Raw genomic sequence first — 14,437 nt, 5'->3', positions numbered from 1 at the left:
CGGATTTTTATTTTAGAAAATTATAATATCATCATACTAAGTATTTGTGGGATCTATGCAATTTGTGGGAAATAAAAATTCAGATGCAACATTTTCAATAAACGTGCGACAGATTATTATAAATCTTATTCTAAATGAAAAAACTAACCTACTTAACATTCTCACTTTTCTCCATATTTTCTTTTGCACAGGAAGTTTCCAAAGAAAGAATCAATACCGTTTTGGCGACATTAGCTTCTGACGAAATGAAAGGCCGCGAAATCGGAACTCAGGAAAATGAGAATGCAGCAAATTATATTGCCAAGCTTTTTAAAGAAAACAACTTAGAATACTGTACCGGAAATTCTTATCTGGTTCCGTTTAATTATAAAGGAAAAACGGTATACAATGTATGTGGAGTAAAAAAAGGAAAAACAGATAAATACCTTGGATTTTCAGGGCATTTTGATCATATAGGAACCAGCCAGAAAGAGGGTGATAATATTTATAACGGAGCCGATGATGACGCAAGCGGAATTACTACACTGGTAGGAATTTCAGATTATTTTAAAAATGAAAAACCTGAGTTTTCTATGGTTTTTATCGCTTTTAATGGAGAGGAAAAAGGAATGCTTGGTTCCAAAGCAATATCTCAGGATAAAGCTTTAGATAAGATTTATAATAATATGACCGCTCTTTTTAATTTTGAAATGGTGGCAACAGAATCTCAGTTTGGAAAAAACGCCTTGTTCATGACGGGTGATGAATTTTCTGATCTTGATGAACTTTTCAATAAAAATGCAGTAAATGGTTTAAAGATCAATCCGGATCCATATGCTTCAGAGCAATTATTTTACAGATCAGACAATGTAAGCTTTGTAAAAAAGAAAATTATTGCACATTCTTTTTCAACAGCAGACATGACGAAAGCGACTCATTATCATGATGAAAGTGATGATTTACACGTGGTTGATTTTGATAATTTAACTCAGATTGTGAACAATTTCGGAAAGACTTTGAAGAAACTAAGCCCGAAAAACTTCAATCCAACTTATAACGACAAAGTAAAATTCAATTAAAAACGTCTTATCATTTAAATTACGTAATTTTGCTATCCAATTTTTTCATTGAATGAACAAGTATCAAAAAATTTTAAAATTCGCAAGACCGCACCAGAAATACATTTATGGGAGTTTGTTTTTCAATCTTATGTATTCTGTGTTTCAAATTGCTTCTTTAGGAACAATTTTACCGGTTTTGGGAATGCTTTTCGGAACCATTGAGGCTAAAAAATATAGTACACCACCTGTTTATTCAGGAGAAATTTTAGACTTTTTCTCTTATACAAAAGAATATGCCAATTATTATGTCCAGAGTTTGGTTACAGATTATGGAGCACTTAAGGTATTGGCGTGGCTGTGTATCATCACCGCTTTTATGTTTTTACTGAGAAACCTTTTCAGATATTTGGGATCATTTTTACTGATCAATTATCGTGTAGGAGTTACCAAAGACCTTCGTGGAGCCATGTACAGAAAGATACTTTCTTTGCCCGTTTCTTTTTTCACAGAAAGCAGAAAGGGAGATTTGATGTCTCGTATGTCGAATGACGTAGGTGAAGTAGAAGGAAATATCTTGGGAAGTTTGGTTGAATTGATTAATGCTCCATTCATGCTAATCAGTACATTGGTAACTCTTTTCTTCCTGAGTACGGAAATGACGCTTTTTTCATTACTTGTTTTACCTGTAATGGGAACGATGATTGCCTTGATAGGAAAAAGCTTAAAAAAGGATTCTCATGAAGCTCAAAATGAAATGGGAACCATTTTCTCTATTGTAGATGAAACATTAAAGTCTACTAAAGTCATTAAGATTTTCAGTGCTGAAAAAATAATGGATAACCGATTCATGCAGTCGATGCAGAGATGGATCAATAGTTCAATAAGATTGGGTAGAAAAAAGGAACTTGCATCGCCGATGAGCGAATTTTTAGGTTCAGTGACTTTTTTAATTATCGCTTGGTACGGTGGAAAACAAATTATTGTAGAACAGAGTATCTCTCCAGCGGATTTTTTGGTTTTCCTAGGAATTTTCTTCCAGATCTTACCTCCTGTTAAAAGTTTATCCCAGTCTATTTCCAATGTTCAGAAAGGAGAAGCTTCCCTTGAAAGAGTGTTAGAAATTCTCGATGCCGATGTGAAAATTGATGAAGTAGCAGATCCAACACCAATTTCTACGTTGAATAATGCCATTGAGTTTAATAATATTGGTTTCTATTACGATAAAGACCATACAATTCTTAAAAACTTCTCATTAAGCATTCCAAAAGGAAAAACGGTTGCGCTTGTTGGACAAAGTGGAAGTGGTAAAACAACCATTGCGAACCTTTTGGCCAGATTTTATGATGTTTCGGAGGGAGAAATCTTAATTGACGGAACCAATATTAAACATTTAAAATTAAAAGAATACCGTAAGTTATTAGGAATGGTGACTCAGGAGTCTGTTTTATTCAACGATACTGTTTACAATAACATTTTGATGGGTAAACCCGATGCGACAAGAGAAGAAGTAATTGCTGCGGCAAAAATCGCTAATGCAGACTCATTCATCACCAATCTTCCTGAAGGATATGATTCAAATATCGGAGATGATGGCGGAAAACTTTCCGGAGGTCAAAAACAAAGGGTTTCTATCGCAAGAGCGGTATTGAAAAACCCTCCGATCATGATTTTGGACGAAGCAACCTCTGCTTTGGATACAGAATCCGAAAGATTCGTTCAAGATGCACTGGAAAAAATGATGGAAAACAGAACTTCTTTAGTGATCGCCCACCGTCTTTCAACCATTCAGAAAGCAGACTGGATTGTAGTAATGGAAAAAGGAGATATTATGGAACAGGGAACTCACCACGATCTTATTGCTAAAAGAGGCGTTTATCACAAATTGGTTGAGCTACAAAATTTTGATTAAATCTTTTTAAATTAAATTTTAAAATGAATCCTATACAAGAGTACTTCTACAGAATCGATGAGCCTGAAAGAAGTACTCTTCTTTTTTTACGCAAAAAGATTTTAGAATCCGACACAGAAAATATCACTGAAACTTTGAGTTTTGGATTACCGTTTTTTAAGTATAAAAAGAAAATGTTGTGCTATTTGTATTATAGCAAAAAACACCAGCAGCATTATATAAGTTTCTATCATGGAGATAAGCTAGATCATCCATTGTTGCTACAGGAAGGCAGAAAGAAGTTTAAAATCCTTTTAATTGACACAGATGAGGACTTGCCTTTAGATTTTATTTTGAACCTTATTAAAGAAGTAAAACAGTACATTAAATAAAATAAGAGAAGCCATTTCGACTTCTCTTATTTATTTTTACAGATATTAGATTATTTCTTAATGATCTTATGTTTAAATTGAGTTCCTCCTTCCAACGTAATATCCAACAAATAAGTACCGGTTGGGTACTGAGTAAGATCAACCCTAGAATCTTTTACCTCGCTGAGCTTTCTTCCGTCTAAAGAATATACAAGAATGTTTTTCACTTTTTTATCCGATCTTATGTTTACAAAATCCGTAGTAGGATTAGGATAAATTGACACATCTATAGTGGAAACATCATTCACAGACAAAAGTTGATTATTACTCTGCATATAAATAGAAAGAACCACTCTTCCGTCCTGTCCGTAAAAAACAGCAGTCGGAACTTCGTATTTCAGCACATGATTTCCTGCAGTAAGCGTCGTTGATGTAAAGCTTCTGATAGGTACAGAATCTCCAGGGCACCAGTTATTCCAAGCGGTCCACCAAGCAGTCGTTTTTACAGTTGTTCCATATATTCCGTTTCCTTGCGTGTTATACATTCGATAGGGTTCACAAGATTTTCCACCCGGTGTAAAGGTTAAAACCTGAGCGTTATCTAATGAAACCTGATTTTCTCTTCTTACATATTCCTCTCCATTAGTATTGGCTCCATGTGGTGTAGATATGATGAAAAATTTAGCATTATTTGTACTTTGGCTTACATTAAAATTGACCAATCTTACTGTTTGCCCAGCTTGGTCTGTATTATTATAATTATTCAATTCATTGGAGTCTAATAGCGGAAGTAAGTTATTATACAAAGTCGTAACCGAAGGATCGTTATATGTGACAAAATCTAAAGTTCCCTCAAAAACATCGTTTCTTCCCGAGCAACCTACCACCTGAGTATTGGCTGCATAAGGAACTCCAAAAACATCAAGTTCCACATAAATATCATATGTATTTCTTAAAGTTACATTACTGAAAACCGCATATAGATTATCTACTTCATACGTGTAAGGAACTGTAGTTGGAGAAATATTTTTATTCATAAAAGGAGTAATATATCTCCCTATTTCAAATCTTTTCACTCCAGTATCACTTAGTGTATAGGTTGCCTGATTTTTGGGAACTAAAGCAATATGTACCCCTCCGATCCGGTCATAATTATCACAAAGCGCTCCGATGTTTACATTCATCTGAATTTTATTCTGAAAAGAATTCAGTTCAGCATCACTTAGCTTTTTGGCATATCTGTAATTCGCCAATCGAATCGTATTTGCAGGAACTGCATTGGAAACATTTGCCGCATATCCGTCATAAAAAACAATCTGTGAAAAAACATTGATCGTAGTTTGAGCCTGCATTTTAAAACATGCAGCAAAAAGCATGAAGGGAAGTAGAATTTTTTTCATTTTAAAATTTAAATTTATGATTTTGCATCAAAAATACAATTTAAAAGAAAAATAAACAAGGTTAAACATTTAAATAAATACAAAACAACAATACATTAAAAATATAATTCAAATTTCAATAAAAAAAAGACTGCTTCTTTCGAAACAGTCTTTTAAAAATATTTTGATTAAATCTTAATCTTTCAGTTTTGCGATTACATCCAAACCACCTTTTGTAATATCTCCGATCTTACAGATGATTTCAGTATCTAGCGGCAAGAAAACATCCATTCTTGAACCGAACTTGATGAATCCGAACTCGTGCCCAGCTTTTGCTGCATCTCCTTCATTACAATAGAAAACAATTCTTCTCGCCACATATCCTGCAATTTGTCTGAAAACTACTTTATGGTTTGTTAAAGTTTCTACCGCAACTGTTGTTCTTTCGTTTTCTGTAGAAGATTTCTCATGCCAAGCTACCAAGTATTTTCCAGGATGGTATTTCTTGTAAATCACATTTCCTGATACTGGATATCTACAAATATGAACATTTAACGGCGACATGAAGATAGAAACCTGAATTGCTTTTCCTTTGATAAATTCATCCTCATCAACCTCTTTTATCATTACCACTTTTCCGTCAACCGGTGCGATCACATTTTCTTTATGTTCTAAAATGTTACGATCCGGAACTCGGAAAAACCAAAATACCAAACTATATATTACCAATAATGGCAGAATAATGAGTAACGACCAAATTTTAAGGAAGTAAATAGCTAATGCGCCAAGGATGACGAACAATATCGTAGCTACTGTAATTGTTCCTTTCGATTCTTTGTGTAATTTCATGAGATTAAATAAATTTTGCTAAAATAAAGTACAAATATACGACAGGAACGCAGATTAAAAAACTATCCAGTCGATCTAATACTCCACCGTGCCCCGGAATGATATTTCCGCTGTCTTTTACCCCAAAATTTCTTTTCAATTGACTTTCCACTAAATCCCCTAAAGGAGCAAATGCAGCCACTAAAAAACCTACAATCATCCAGTTTCCTCTAAGGTCTGAGTGATATTGTTCTATAAAGTAAGATAAAACCAATGTTAAGACTACTCCACCAATATATCCTTCCCAAGTTTTTTTAGGAGAAATTTTAGGCGCCATCTTATGTTTTCCGAAAAACTTACCCGTTAAATAAGCAAACGTATCACTACTCCATATCAAAATAAACAGGAATAATACTTCCAGAGAAAACGTATTGTCGTAAGAGGTAAATTTAGGAAGACCCAAGGCAAAAGAAAACGGAAGCGCAACATAGATCACCGTAAAAATCAGTTTTCCGCTGTCATAGTATAATTCGTTGGGATATTTGAATAAAGTAACGACTGCAATTAAAATTAAAACAACCGCCAATATTTCGCTCAGCCTGAAATCAAAAAAGAATCCGTAATTAAAATATCGTTTAGCAAAAAGATAAAATATGAAAGCAATAAGAGGAAGCACCACCCATTTTTCATACCCATTGCCAAACTGGACGATTTTCACACATTCCCAGGTTCCTACCAACATTAAAAATGTAATCAGTCCGAAATAAAGATATTGTTGTTTAACCAGATCCGGAGAAATAGAATTAATCAATTGTGCGCCTAATGGAGTTACGCATAGAACAATAATTGCAACATATACAATTCCGGATAGCGTTCGTTGAATAAGGTTTTTGTCCAAAATTTAAAATTTAGAAAGTTGATGCTTAATCTTCAAGCAACAATAAAAATAGTTTTGTATTCGAATTGGAAGCCGTATCCATCTTCGATTGATTTCCGCTGATTGAAGTAAGATTTTTGATATTCCCATTTCTTTTGATCTTTCCCATTGCATCATTCAGATTATTCACAATTTGTGAAACGTTTGCGATGATAATGATTTTGCTTGGCAATCTTGAAGAATGGTAATGAAGAATATTGTTATGAGACAGCATTATTCTGCCATCATACGCGATAAGATATTCGCAGGTAATAAAAGCTGAATCATTAGAATGTTCCAATTCTGAGGTATAAGGAACCTTCACAACATTTAAAAAGCTCTGAAGCTCTTTATCCCAACAAAAGGCATTGGTCACCCCTTCTATCTTAACAATTTGATTCAAAGTTTGTAACGCTTCTCCTTCATCTGCACAATAATTAAAAAACCCTCCCGAATGCGTAAACAATTGCGCAAACTTATAGTCGAGATCCGCATTTTTCAACGAATCCCCCAGCTTCTCCAGACTCTGATTATCCTCTTCCTCAGGCTGGTTGGTCAGTTTGCTTACAATCTTCTTGAATAAATTCAACTTAATCTATTTTTAGTCAACTTTATACAAAAATAGAAAATAAATCAGAATAGATTCCAAAAATATGGCCTTAAATATGAAAAAACCTGACAATTTAGAATTGTCAGGTTGTATGGATCTTTATTTTTAAAGATTTTATAGTTGAGAAGAGCTTTCAGGAGCCTGAATTTCGCTTTCTTCTTCTTTGTCTTTAATGACTATTTCTTCTGCATTATCTTTCCCTTCAGGAATCGTATTCGTCACAGGTTTTTCCGTTAATTCCGGATCCCATGCTCTTTTACCGAATACTTCTTCTAAGTCCTCACGGAAGATCACTTCTTTTTCTAGAAGTTTGTTTGCCAAAGCATCTAATTTATCTTTATTCTCAGTCAAAATCTGAATAGCTCTGTCATATTGATTTTCAATAATTGCTTTAATCTCAATATCAATCTTTTTCGCTGTCTCTTCGGAGTAAGGTTTTCCGAAAGAATATTCTGACTGACCTGAACTGTCATAATAAGAAACATTCCCAATATTTGGACTCAAACCGTAGATCGTAACCATTGCCTGAGCTCTCTTCGTAACACTTTCCAAGTCAGAAAGCGCTCCTGTAGAGATATTGTTAAAAATCACCTGTTCTGCAGCTCTACCACCCAATGTCGCACACATTTCGTCCAACATCTGCTCTGTAGTTGTCAATTGTCTTTCTTCCGGCAAGTACCAAGCTGCTCCTAAAGAACGTCCTCTCGGAACAATCGTTACTTTCAACAATGGCGAAGCATGTTCTACCAACCAAGAAATTGTAGCATGACCTGCTTCGTGATAAGCCACTCTTCTTTTTTCTGATGGTTTAATAGCCTTATTTTTTTTCTCAAGACCACCAATGATTCTATCTACTGCATCAAGGAAATCTTGCTTGCTTACTGAATTATGATTATTTCTTGCAGCAATTAATGCAGCTTCATTACAAACATTCGCGATATCTGCACCACTGAATCCCGGAGTTTGTTTTGCCAAGAATTCTCTGTCTACATTATCATCAAGCTTGATCTTCTTCAAGTGAACATCAAAAATCTGTCTTCTTTCGTGTAATTCCGGAAGGTCTACATAAATTGAACGATCAAAACGACCTGCTCTCATTAAAGCTTTATCTAAAATATCTGCTCTGTTCGTAGCCGCCATTACGATAACATTCGTATCGGTTCCGAAACCATCCATTTCAGTTAGCAACTGGTTCAGGGTGTTCTCCCTTTCATCATTTCCTCCAGAGAAATTATTCTTCCCTCTTGCACGTCCAATAGCATCAATCTCGTCAATGAAAATAATTGCCGGAGATTTTGCTTTCGCCTGAGCAAACAAGTCTCTAACTCTGGAAGCTCCTACCCCTACAAACATCTCTACGAAATCTGAACCGGAAAGAGAGAAGAAAGGAACTTTAGCTTCACCGGCAACCGCTTTTGCCAATAAAGTTTTACCTGTTCCCGGAGGCCCTACTAAAAGAACCCCTTTAGGAATTTTACCTCCTAATTTTGTATATTTTTCAGAATTTTTCAAGAAATCTACAACTTCCTGTACTTCTTCTTTTGCACCTTCTAATCCCGCAACATCTTTGAAAGTCACCTGAATTCTTTCTTTTTCATCAAAAAGTTTAGCTTTTGACTTCCCGATAGAGAAAATTTGTCCTCCAGGTCCGCCACCGCTTCCCATCTTTCTGAAAAGGAAGAAATAGAATATTCCTAAAATCGTAATCCAGATCAATGCCTGAACAAGAATTTCCATCATTGGATTTTTCCCTGTTCCATAGTCTTTTGTAGTAGCTAAAGCTGGATTAGCCGTTTTTATCTGATCAAATTTTTGAAGAAAAAGCTGAAGATCTCCGTATTTAACAGTGAAATCTGCTTTAGGAGCTACTGAAAATGCAGCAAGAGGATCGTTTTCTTTTGCTTTATCCACCATTGCTGTTTTTGCAGCCTTCGTAAGGAATACATCCGCTTTCTCAGTATCTTTATAAATTATAATGTTCTGAACTTTTCCTGCCTGCATTTCTCTGAAGAAGCCATCTTCATCAATAGATTTTGCACCGTCGCCTCCTAAAAAATTAGAGCCAACAAATAACAAAAGAGCAATGATTATTATTGGAAAAAACCAGTTAAATCCCTTATTGTTCATTTATACTTTTTAAAATTTAAAATTCATTCTCAATTTTTGTGATTTTTGCATCTCCCCAAAGTTCCTCAATATCGTAATATTCACGAGTTTCTTTTTGGAAAATATGCACCACCACGGTAACGTAGTCTACCAAAACCCACATTGAGTTTTCAGTACCTTCTACGTGCCAAGGTCTGTCTTTAAGATCGTTTCTTACTTTTTTCTCTACACTTCCTGCCAATGCAGATACTTGTGTATTAGAGTTACCACTACAAATTATAAAAGTTTCTGCTACTGAATTTTCGATGTTAGCAAGATCAAAAATCATGATATCTTCACCTTTTACATCTTGGATAGCCTCTACAATTTTATCTATTAGTGCTTGTTTTTCTACTGTTTTATTCATTAAAAAATACTATAATCTGCAAATTTATTGTTTTTCTTTTACTTTAGCCTTACTTTTACCTCCTTAATGTCTTAAAGTTTTCTTAAATGAGCCAACTATTCTACTTAAAAGAATGCTCTTCTACTAATGACGAAATATCTAAGTTTTTACTTTATGATGATTCAGATTTTATTTCTTTACATACTTTCAATCAAACTCAAGGTCGCGGACAATACGGAAATACCTGGAAGGCTACGGCAGAAAAAAACCTGGCGTTTACATTAGCTGTAAAAACTCAAAACATTTTGGTTTCAGATTTTATGTTCAATTATTATACCGCAATTGTCATAAGAGATTTTCTTGCCAATCTGACTGAAAATATAGTGGAAATAAAATGGCCAAACGATATCATCATTAAAAATAAAAAAATCGTTGGAATTTTAATCGAAAAGAAAAAAATAAATCAAAATAATTATTTCATCATTGGAGCAGGCTTCAACATTTTGCAGGAGAAATTTGATGAAATATCTAACGCAGGTTCTCTTTTAACGCAAATAGGAACGCATTTTGACCTCAATCAATTTACTTTAGACCTGCATGATTTTCTTTCTGAGAAATTAAAAAAAATCCCTTCTGAAAAGGAAATACTTACTATTTTCAACACTCATTTATTTCGAAAGGATAAAATTTCGGTTTTTGAACTTGACCAGAAAAGACAAAATGGCATCATCAGACAAGCCGATGAAAAGGGTGAACTCTGGATTGAGCTGGAAAATGGCTTACAATCTTTTTATCATAAAGAAATAAGACTTCTTTACTGATTGGCTCTTTTCAGGTATAAATAAGCTGCAAGAGGAAAAAAGACAATGTTTGGAAACCACATTGCCAAAGCCGGTGACATGCTTTTATTTTCTGACACCACTTTTAAAGCTTCAAAAGAGAAAACGAAAACGAAAGCTAAAGAAATCCCTACAGCAAGGTTAATTCCCAACCCTCCTCTCTTTTTCTGAGAAGATAATGACAAAGCCAAAAACGTAAGAATAATAATGGAGATAGGCATCGAAGTTCTTTGGTAAAGCTCATTTAAATGGGTATTTAAATTGCTGTTTCCTTTTTCCTTTTCTCTGTTGATAAACTTTATCAACTCAGGAGTGGTTTTATTCTGTCCTAAAAGTTCATTCGGAAATAGTTCTTCCGGACTATGCCCATAACTTTTTCTTAATTCACCACCGTTTCCTAGCTTGGCAGAATTGTCTTTATTAATCGTTTTTTCAAGATAATTATTGAGTACAAATTGCTTTTTATCTTTGTCCCAGTATACATCTGAAGCTTTTAGTTCGTAGGTCATTTTTCTATCCTTATCGAACTTCTGAAAAATAAATCCTGAACCTCTTTGTTCTGCTTTATTCCAAGAATTAACAAAGATATATTCTGTACGGCTCAATTGTGCTGATGCTGGAGCCGTTCCTAATACTTTTTCTTTATTTCGGGCATTGTAGGTGTATGCTTCTAGCTCATTTTTCTTAATATTCGCCCAAGGCAGCACGAAATGATTTACAACAAGAGAAATCCCTGCAATTAAAACAGAGGTAAGTAAATAAGGTTTTGCAAAACGATGGAAACTTGCTCCACTACTGATGACAGCAACAATTTCTGTATTATTTGCCATTCTTGAGGTAAAGTAAATCACTGAGATAAAAACCAAAATAGACAAAAAGGTCATGACCAAATTGACAATCCAAAACGGATAGAAATGCACCAGAAAATAAGACAAATCTAATTTCGGATCAATTAATTTAGCATTTTCAATTCTTGGAATTTTCTGCTGAACATCGATCACCAATACAACTATAGACAACAATATCAGCATGAAACTGAATGTTCCAAGATATTTTTTTATAATGTATTTATCTATAATTGTAATCATGTCTTTCTTTTATAATCTTTGTCTAAGAACCGGAACTACAGAATTTTTCCATTCATAGAAATCTCCTGCAAGAATGTGCTCTCTCGCCACTTTCACTAAGTCTAAGTAGAATGCTAAGTTATGAACTGAAGCAATCTGTTTCGCTAAATATTCTTTGGAAACAAACAAATGTCTCACATATGCTTTTGAATATTCTCTATCTACGTAGCTTGTTCCAAACTCGTCAAGAGGAGAAAAATCTTTTTTCCACTTTTCGTTTTTCATGTTCATCACCCCTTTCCATGTAAAAAGCATCGCATTTCTAGCATTTCTGGTAGGCATCACACAATCCATCATATCAATTCCCAAGCCAATAGATTCCAAAATATTCCAAGGAGTTCCTACTCCCATTAAATATCTTGGCTTTTCTTTTGGAAGAATATCGGTAACCTCATCGGTAATTCTGTACATTTCTTCTTCAGGTTCTCCTACAGAAAGTCCACCAATGGCATTTCCTTCAGCTCCGGCTTCTGCAATAACTTCTGCAGAAATTTTTCTTAAATCAGAGAATGTAGAACCTTGAACAATCGGGAAAAGTCTTTGTTTGTAACCGTATAATTCAGGATTATTCTCAGTCCATTCAATACATCTTTTCAACCAACGGTGCGTCAGTTCCATAGATGTTTTTGCCTGATTGTATTCGCATGGATAAGCAACACATTCATCAAAAGCCATGAAAATATCTGCTCCGATCTGTCTTTGAATTTCCATTGATTTTTCAGGAGAGAACATATGATAGCTTCCGTCGATATGAGATTTGAATCTTGCTCCTTCTTCTGACATCTTTCTGCTGCTTGCCAATGAAAACACCTGGAAACCTCCTGAATCGGTAAGAATAGGAAGATCCCAGTTCATGAATTTATGCAAACCTCCAGCTTCCTGCATTGTTTCCATTCCGGGACGCAGGTATAAATGATATGTATTACCCAAAATAATTTGGGCTTTTATGTCTTCTTTTAATTCTCTTTGGTGAACTGTTTTTACACTTGCAACAGTTCCTACAGGCATAAAAATAGGTGTTTGAATTTTACCGTGATCTGTGGTAAGCTCACCTGCTCTCGCCTTTCCCTCAGAGGTTTTTTCTATATTAAAAAACTTTTGCATCTTAATTATCTTGATAAAACAGGAATATCCTTCTGAGAAGGTCCGTTTTTCTTCAATTTATCTTTTATGAATTTGTCTGCTTTTGGATCTTTCTCCAATAAAATCACCTGAGCATCTTCAGTGATTCCCTGCATTTTTTGCTTTATAACATAATATTTGAAGCTTTCAACAAAATCTACTGATTTTACATTATGAGATTTCAGCACATATCTTGTTCCTGCCTCTAAGTTTGTATTTGGATACATATACGTCGCCTGATCATTGATTGCCAAATCTGCCAGAATTTCTGCCATTTGATCTTTCGGGATAAGATTTTTAGGTTTATCAATGTAGTCTCCACATGAAAACAGGCACATCAAAATAAAAATGAAGATCGTTTTTTTCATAATCTGTTGATGATTGATTTCCATTTTAAGTTTAAAACTCCAAAGACTGCTTCGTGAATAATTCCTCCATTCATCTTACTTTCTCCTAAAATTCTGTTGGTAAAAATAATAGGTACCTCTACAATTTTGAATCCTTTTTTGAATGTTCTGAATTTCATTTCAATCTGGAATCCGTATCCTTTTAATTTTACATTATCCAAGCCTATTTCTTCCAACACTTTTCTTGAGAAACACACAAAACCGGCTGTCGTATCATGAATCGGAAGCCCCAATACAAATCTTACATATTTTGAAGCAAAATAGGAAAGCAATACTCTTCCCATTGGCCAATTCACCACATTTACTCCTTTGGAATAACGCGATCCTATTGCCATATCTGCATTTATACATGCATCAAAAAGCTTTGACAAATCACTTGGATTGTGAGAAAAATCGGCATCCATTTCGAAAATATAATCATATTTATTCTCGATTGCCCATTTAAATCCATGAATATAAGCTTTTCCCAAACCGTCTTTCACCTTTCTGATTGACAGATGCAGATGGTGTGGAAACCTCTTCTGTAAGTCTTTTACAATTTCAGCTGTTCCATCGGGCGATGAATCATCCACAACTAAAATATGAAAGTCATCTTCCAATGCAAAAACCGCGGAAATAATATTTTCAATATTTTCCTTTTCGTTGTAAGTCGGAATTATGACCAGTTTTTTCATTTCAGTTTGCAAAGATAGTTTATTTAACCTTTTTATTTTATACAAAATAATCTATAATTTTGCAAAAAACATTCCGTTGTTATTATCACAAAATTTCATCAACCATGTAAGAATACCTGAGAACAACGATTGGGTAATCTTTATATTAGTAGGATGCATCTTTTTATTTATTTTTATGATGAATATCATAGAAAGGGATGCTAATCTAAAAGACTTTCTGCTTCAAAAATATTTTGACGCCAGTAATAACTTACCCAGTTGGATCATTACTTCTTGTGTGACGGCCCTCACTTTGTCGGTTTTAGCATCCCAATATATTCCGGTTATTCCAAAATTTGTTGCCGATCTTCAGATTTTAGGATATCAACTGAATAAATTCGGATTTACTTTGGCGACTATCGTATTTTTTTATGCGACCAAATCTATTTTAGGTTTTTTATTTTACCAAAGTATAGGCGATGGAAAAAAATGGTCAATTTTTTATTTTACCGCTACAAAATTCTATTTTGTTTTATCATTTTTAATGATAATCCTCTGTATCACCCACTATTATTTCCCGATAGACAGAAATAAAAGTTTTTTGTATTATTTATACTTCTTTTGTTTTGTATTTATTTTCAAGGTTTTTTTCTATTTATTTCACAGAAACAACATCTTGCCAGAAAAATGGTATTATAAATTTTTGTATATTTGCACCCTCCAAATCGCACCAATATTATTGCTTTGGAAGGTATTATTTTTATAA

General features: G+C 34.2%; 15 protein-coding genes. 5 read left to right on the top strand and 10 right to left on the bottom strand.

Going from position 1 to position 14,437, the window contains the following annotated elements; genetic code table 11:
* The first annotated feature begins 134 nt into the window (after nt 1–134).
* The 3 genes from RM51_RS00270 to RM51_RS00260 are packed head-to-tail and all read left to right on the top strand — an operon-like array spanning nt 135 to nt 3,320.
* The gene (locus tag RM51_RS00270; RefSeq protein WP_039363704.1) at nt 135–1,058 is read left to right on the top strand and encodes a M28 family peptidase; all 924 of its coding nucleotides are present in this window, start codon (nt 135–137) and stop codon (nt 1,056–1,058) included.
* Between the two features lie 52 nt (nt 1,059–1,110).
* Complete coding sequence (locus tag RM51_RS00265; protein WP_039363702.1) at nt 1,111–2,949, top strand: ABC transporter ATP-binding protein; 1,839 nt, start codon at nt 1,111–1,113, stop codon at nt 2,947–2,949.
* Nucleotides 2,950–2,972: 23 nt separating this feature from the next.
* Nucleotides 2,973–3,320, top strand: coding sequence for a DUF1801 domain-containing protein (locus tag RM51_RS00260; RefSeq protein WP_039363699.1), 348 nt, complete (start codon nt 2,973–2,975; stop codon nt 3,318–3,320).
* Nucleotides 3,321–3,370: 50 nt separating this feature from the next.
* On the opposite strand, the gene RM51_RS00255 is transcribed toward RM51_RS00260, so the two are convergent.
* From RM51_RS00255 to rsfS, 6 genes are all read right to left on the bottom strand, one after another.
* Entirely contained in the window at nt 3,371–4,699 is a 1,329-nt protein-coding gene (locus tag RM51_RS00255) for a peptide-N-glycosidase F-related protein (RefSeq protein WP_039363696.1), read from the bottom strand.
* Nucleotides 4,700–4,873: 174 nt separating this feature from the next.
* The gene (locus tag RM51_RS00250; protein WP_039363694.1) at nt 4,874–5,527 is read right to left on the bottom strand and encodes a phosphatidylserine decarboxylase family protein; all 654 of its coding nucleotides are present in this window, start codon (nt 5,525–5,527) and stop codon (nt 4,874–4,876) included.
* 4 nt (nt 5,528–5,531) lie between these two features.
* The gene (locus RM51_RS00245; protein ID WP_039363691.1) at nt 5,532–6,404 is read right to left on the bottom strand and encodes a phosphatidate cytidylyltransferase; all 873 of its coding nucleotides are present in this window, start codon (nt 6,402–6,404) and stop codon (nt 5,532–5,534) included.
* Nucleotides 6,405–6,429: 25 nt separating this feature from the next.
* A complete protein-coding gene (locus RM51_RS00240) occupies nt 6,430–7,011 on the bottom strand; it encodes an LUD domain-containing protein (protein ID WP_039363688.1) in 582 nt (193 codons plus the stop codon).
* Nucleotides 7,012–7,146: 135 nt separating this feature from the next.
* Nucleotides 7,147–9,159, bottom strand: coding sequence for an ATP-dependent zinc metalloprotease FtsH (ftsH, locus tag RM51_RS00235; RefSeq protein WP_039363686.1), 2,013 nt, complete (start codon nt 9,157–9,159; stop codon nt 7,147–7,149).
* A gap of 16 nt (nt 9,160–9,175) precedes the next feature.
* A complete protein-coding gene (gene rsfS / locus RM51_RS00230; protein ID WP_039363683.1) occupies nt 9,176–9,544 on the bottom strand; it encodes a ribosome silencing factor in 369 nt (122 codons plus the stop codon).
* A gap of 86 nt (nt 9,545–9,630) precedes the next feature.
* On the opposite strand from rsfS, the gene RM51_RS00225 reads away from it, so the two are divergent.
* Nucleotides 9,631–10,344, top strand: a complete 714-nt coding sequence (locus RM51_RS00225) for a biotin--[acetyl-CoA-carboxylase] ligase (RefSeq protein ID WP_039363681.1) — start codon at nt 9,631–9,633, stop codon at nt 10,342–10,344.
* Here the strand turns inward: RM51_RS00225 and RM51_RS00220 are convergent.
* The 4 genes from RM51_RS00220 to RM51_RS00205 are packed head-to-tail and all read right to left on the bottom strand — an operon-like array spanning nt 10,338 to nt 13,692.
* Nucleotides 10,338–11,447: an LptF/LptG family permease gene (locus RM51_RS00220; RefSeq protein WP_039364528.1), complete on the bottom strand. Its 1,110-nt coding sequence runs from the start codon at nt 11,445–11,447 to the stop codon at nt 10,338–10,340. The genes RM51_RS00225 and RM51_RS00220 overlap by 7 nt on opposite strands.
* Before the next feature lie 12 nt (nt 11,448–11,459).
* Nucleotides 11,460–12,593 (bottom strand): tRNA guanosine(34) transglycosylase Tgt, encoded by a 1,134-nt coding sequence (tgt, locus tag RM51_RS00215; RefSeq protein ID WP_039363678.1) that lies wholly within the window; start codon nt 12,591–12,593, stop codon nt 11,460–11,462.
* A 5-nt stretch (nt 12,594–12,598) separates the two neighbouring features.
* Nucleotides 12,599–12,979 (bottom strand): DUF4296 domain-containing protein, encoded by a 381-nt coding sequence (locus tag RM51_RS00210; protein WP_117590317.1) that lies wholly within the window; start codon nt 12,977–12,979, stop codon nt 12,599–12,601.
* A complete protein-coding gene (locus tag RM51_RS00205) occupies nt 12,976–13,692 on the bottom strand; it encodes a polyprenol monophosphomannose synthase (protein WP_039363672.1) in 717 nt (238 codons plus the stop codon). Before RM51_RS00205 ends, RM51_RS00210 begins: the two co-directional genes overlap by 4 nt.
* On the opposite strand from RM51_RS00205, the gene RM51_RS00200 reads away from it, so the two are divergent.
* Complete coding sequence (locus RM51_RS00200; RefSeq protein WP_084110865.1) at nt 13,676–14,437, top strand: DUF4271 domain-containing protein; 762 nt, start codon at nt 13,676–13,678, stop codon at nt 14,435–14,437. The genes RM51_RS00205 and RM51_RS00200 overlap by 17 nt on opposite strands.

The sequence above is a fragment of the Chryseobacterium taiwanense genome (assembly GCF_000813825.1).
GTDB classification, from domain to species: domain Bacteria; phylum Bacteroidota; class Bacteroidia; order Flavobacteriales; family Weeksellaceae; genus Chryseobacterium; species Chryseobacterium taiwanense.
This window is presented reverse-complemented; position numbering and strand designations above follow the sequence as displayed.

Bases quoted from the DNA above. Each gene is read 5' to 3' on its own strand.
- RM51_RS00270 (WP_039363704.1), top strand. From the start codon at position 135: ATGAAAAAACTAACCTACTTAACATTCTCACTTTTCTCCATATTTTCT.
- RM51_RS00265 (WP_039363702.1), top strand. From the start codon at position 1,111: ATGAACAAGTATCAAAAAATTTTAAAATTCGCAAGACCGCACCAGAAA.
- RM51_RS00260 (WP_039363699.1), top strand. From the start codon at position 2,973: ATGAATCCTATACAAGAGTACTTCTACAGAATCGATGAGCCTGAAAGA.
- RM51_RS00255 (WP_039363696.1), bottom strand. From the start codon at position 4,699: ATGAAAAAAATTCTACTTCCCTTCATGCTTTTTGCTGCATGTTTTAAA.
- RM51_RS00250 (WP_039363694.1), bottom strand. From the start codon at position 5,527: ATGAAATTACACAAAGAATCGAAAGGAACAATTACAGTAGCTACGATA.
- ftsH (WP_039363686.1), bottom strand. From the start codon at position 9,159: ATGAACAATAAGGGATTTAACTGGTTTTTTCCAATAATAATCATTGCT.
- rsfS (WP_039363683.1), bottom strand. From the start codon at position 9,544: ATGAATAAAACAGTAGAAAAACAAGCACTAATAGATAAAATTGTAGAG.
- RM51_RS00225 (WP_039363681.1), top strand. From the start codon at position 9,631: ATGAGCCAACTATTCTACTTAAAAGAATGCTCTTCTACTAATGACGAA.
- tgt (WP_039363678.1), bottom strand. From the start codon at position 12,593: ATGCAAAAGTTTTTTAATATAGAAAAAACCTCTGAGGGAAAGGCGAGA.
- RM51_RS00210 (WP_117590317.1), bottom strand. From the start codon at position 12,979: ATGAAAAAAACGATCTTCATTTTTATTTTGATGTGCCTGTTTTCATGT.
- RM51_RS00200 (WP_084110865.1), top strand. From the start codon at position 13,676: ATGACCAGTTTTTTCATTTCAGTTTGCAAAGATAGTTTATTTAACCTT.
- RM51_RS00205 (WP_039363672.1), bottom strand. From the start codon at position 13,692: ATGAAAAAACTGGTCATAATTCCGACTTACAACGAAAAGGAAAATATT.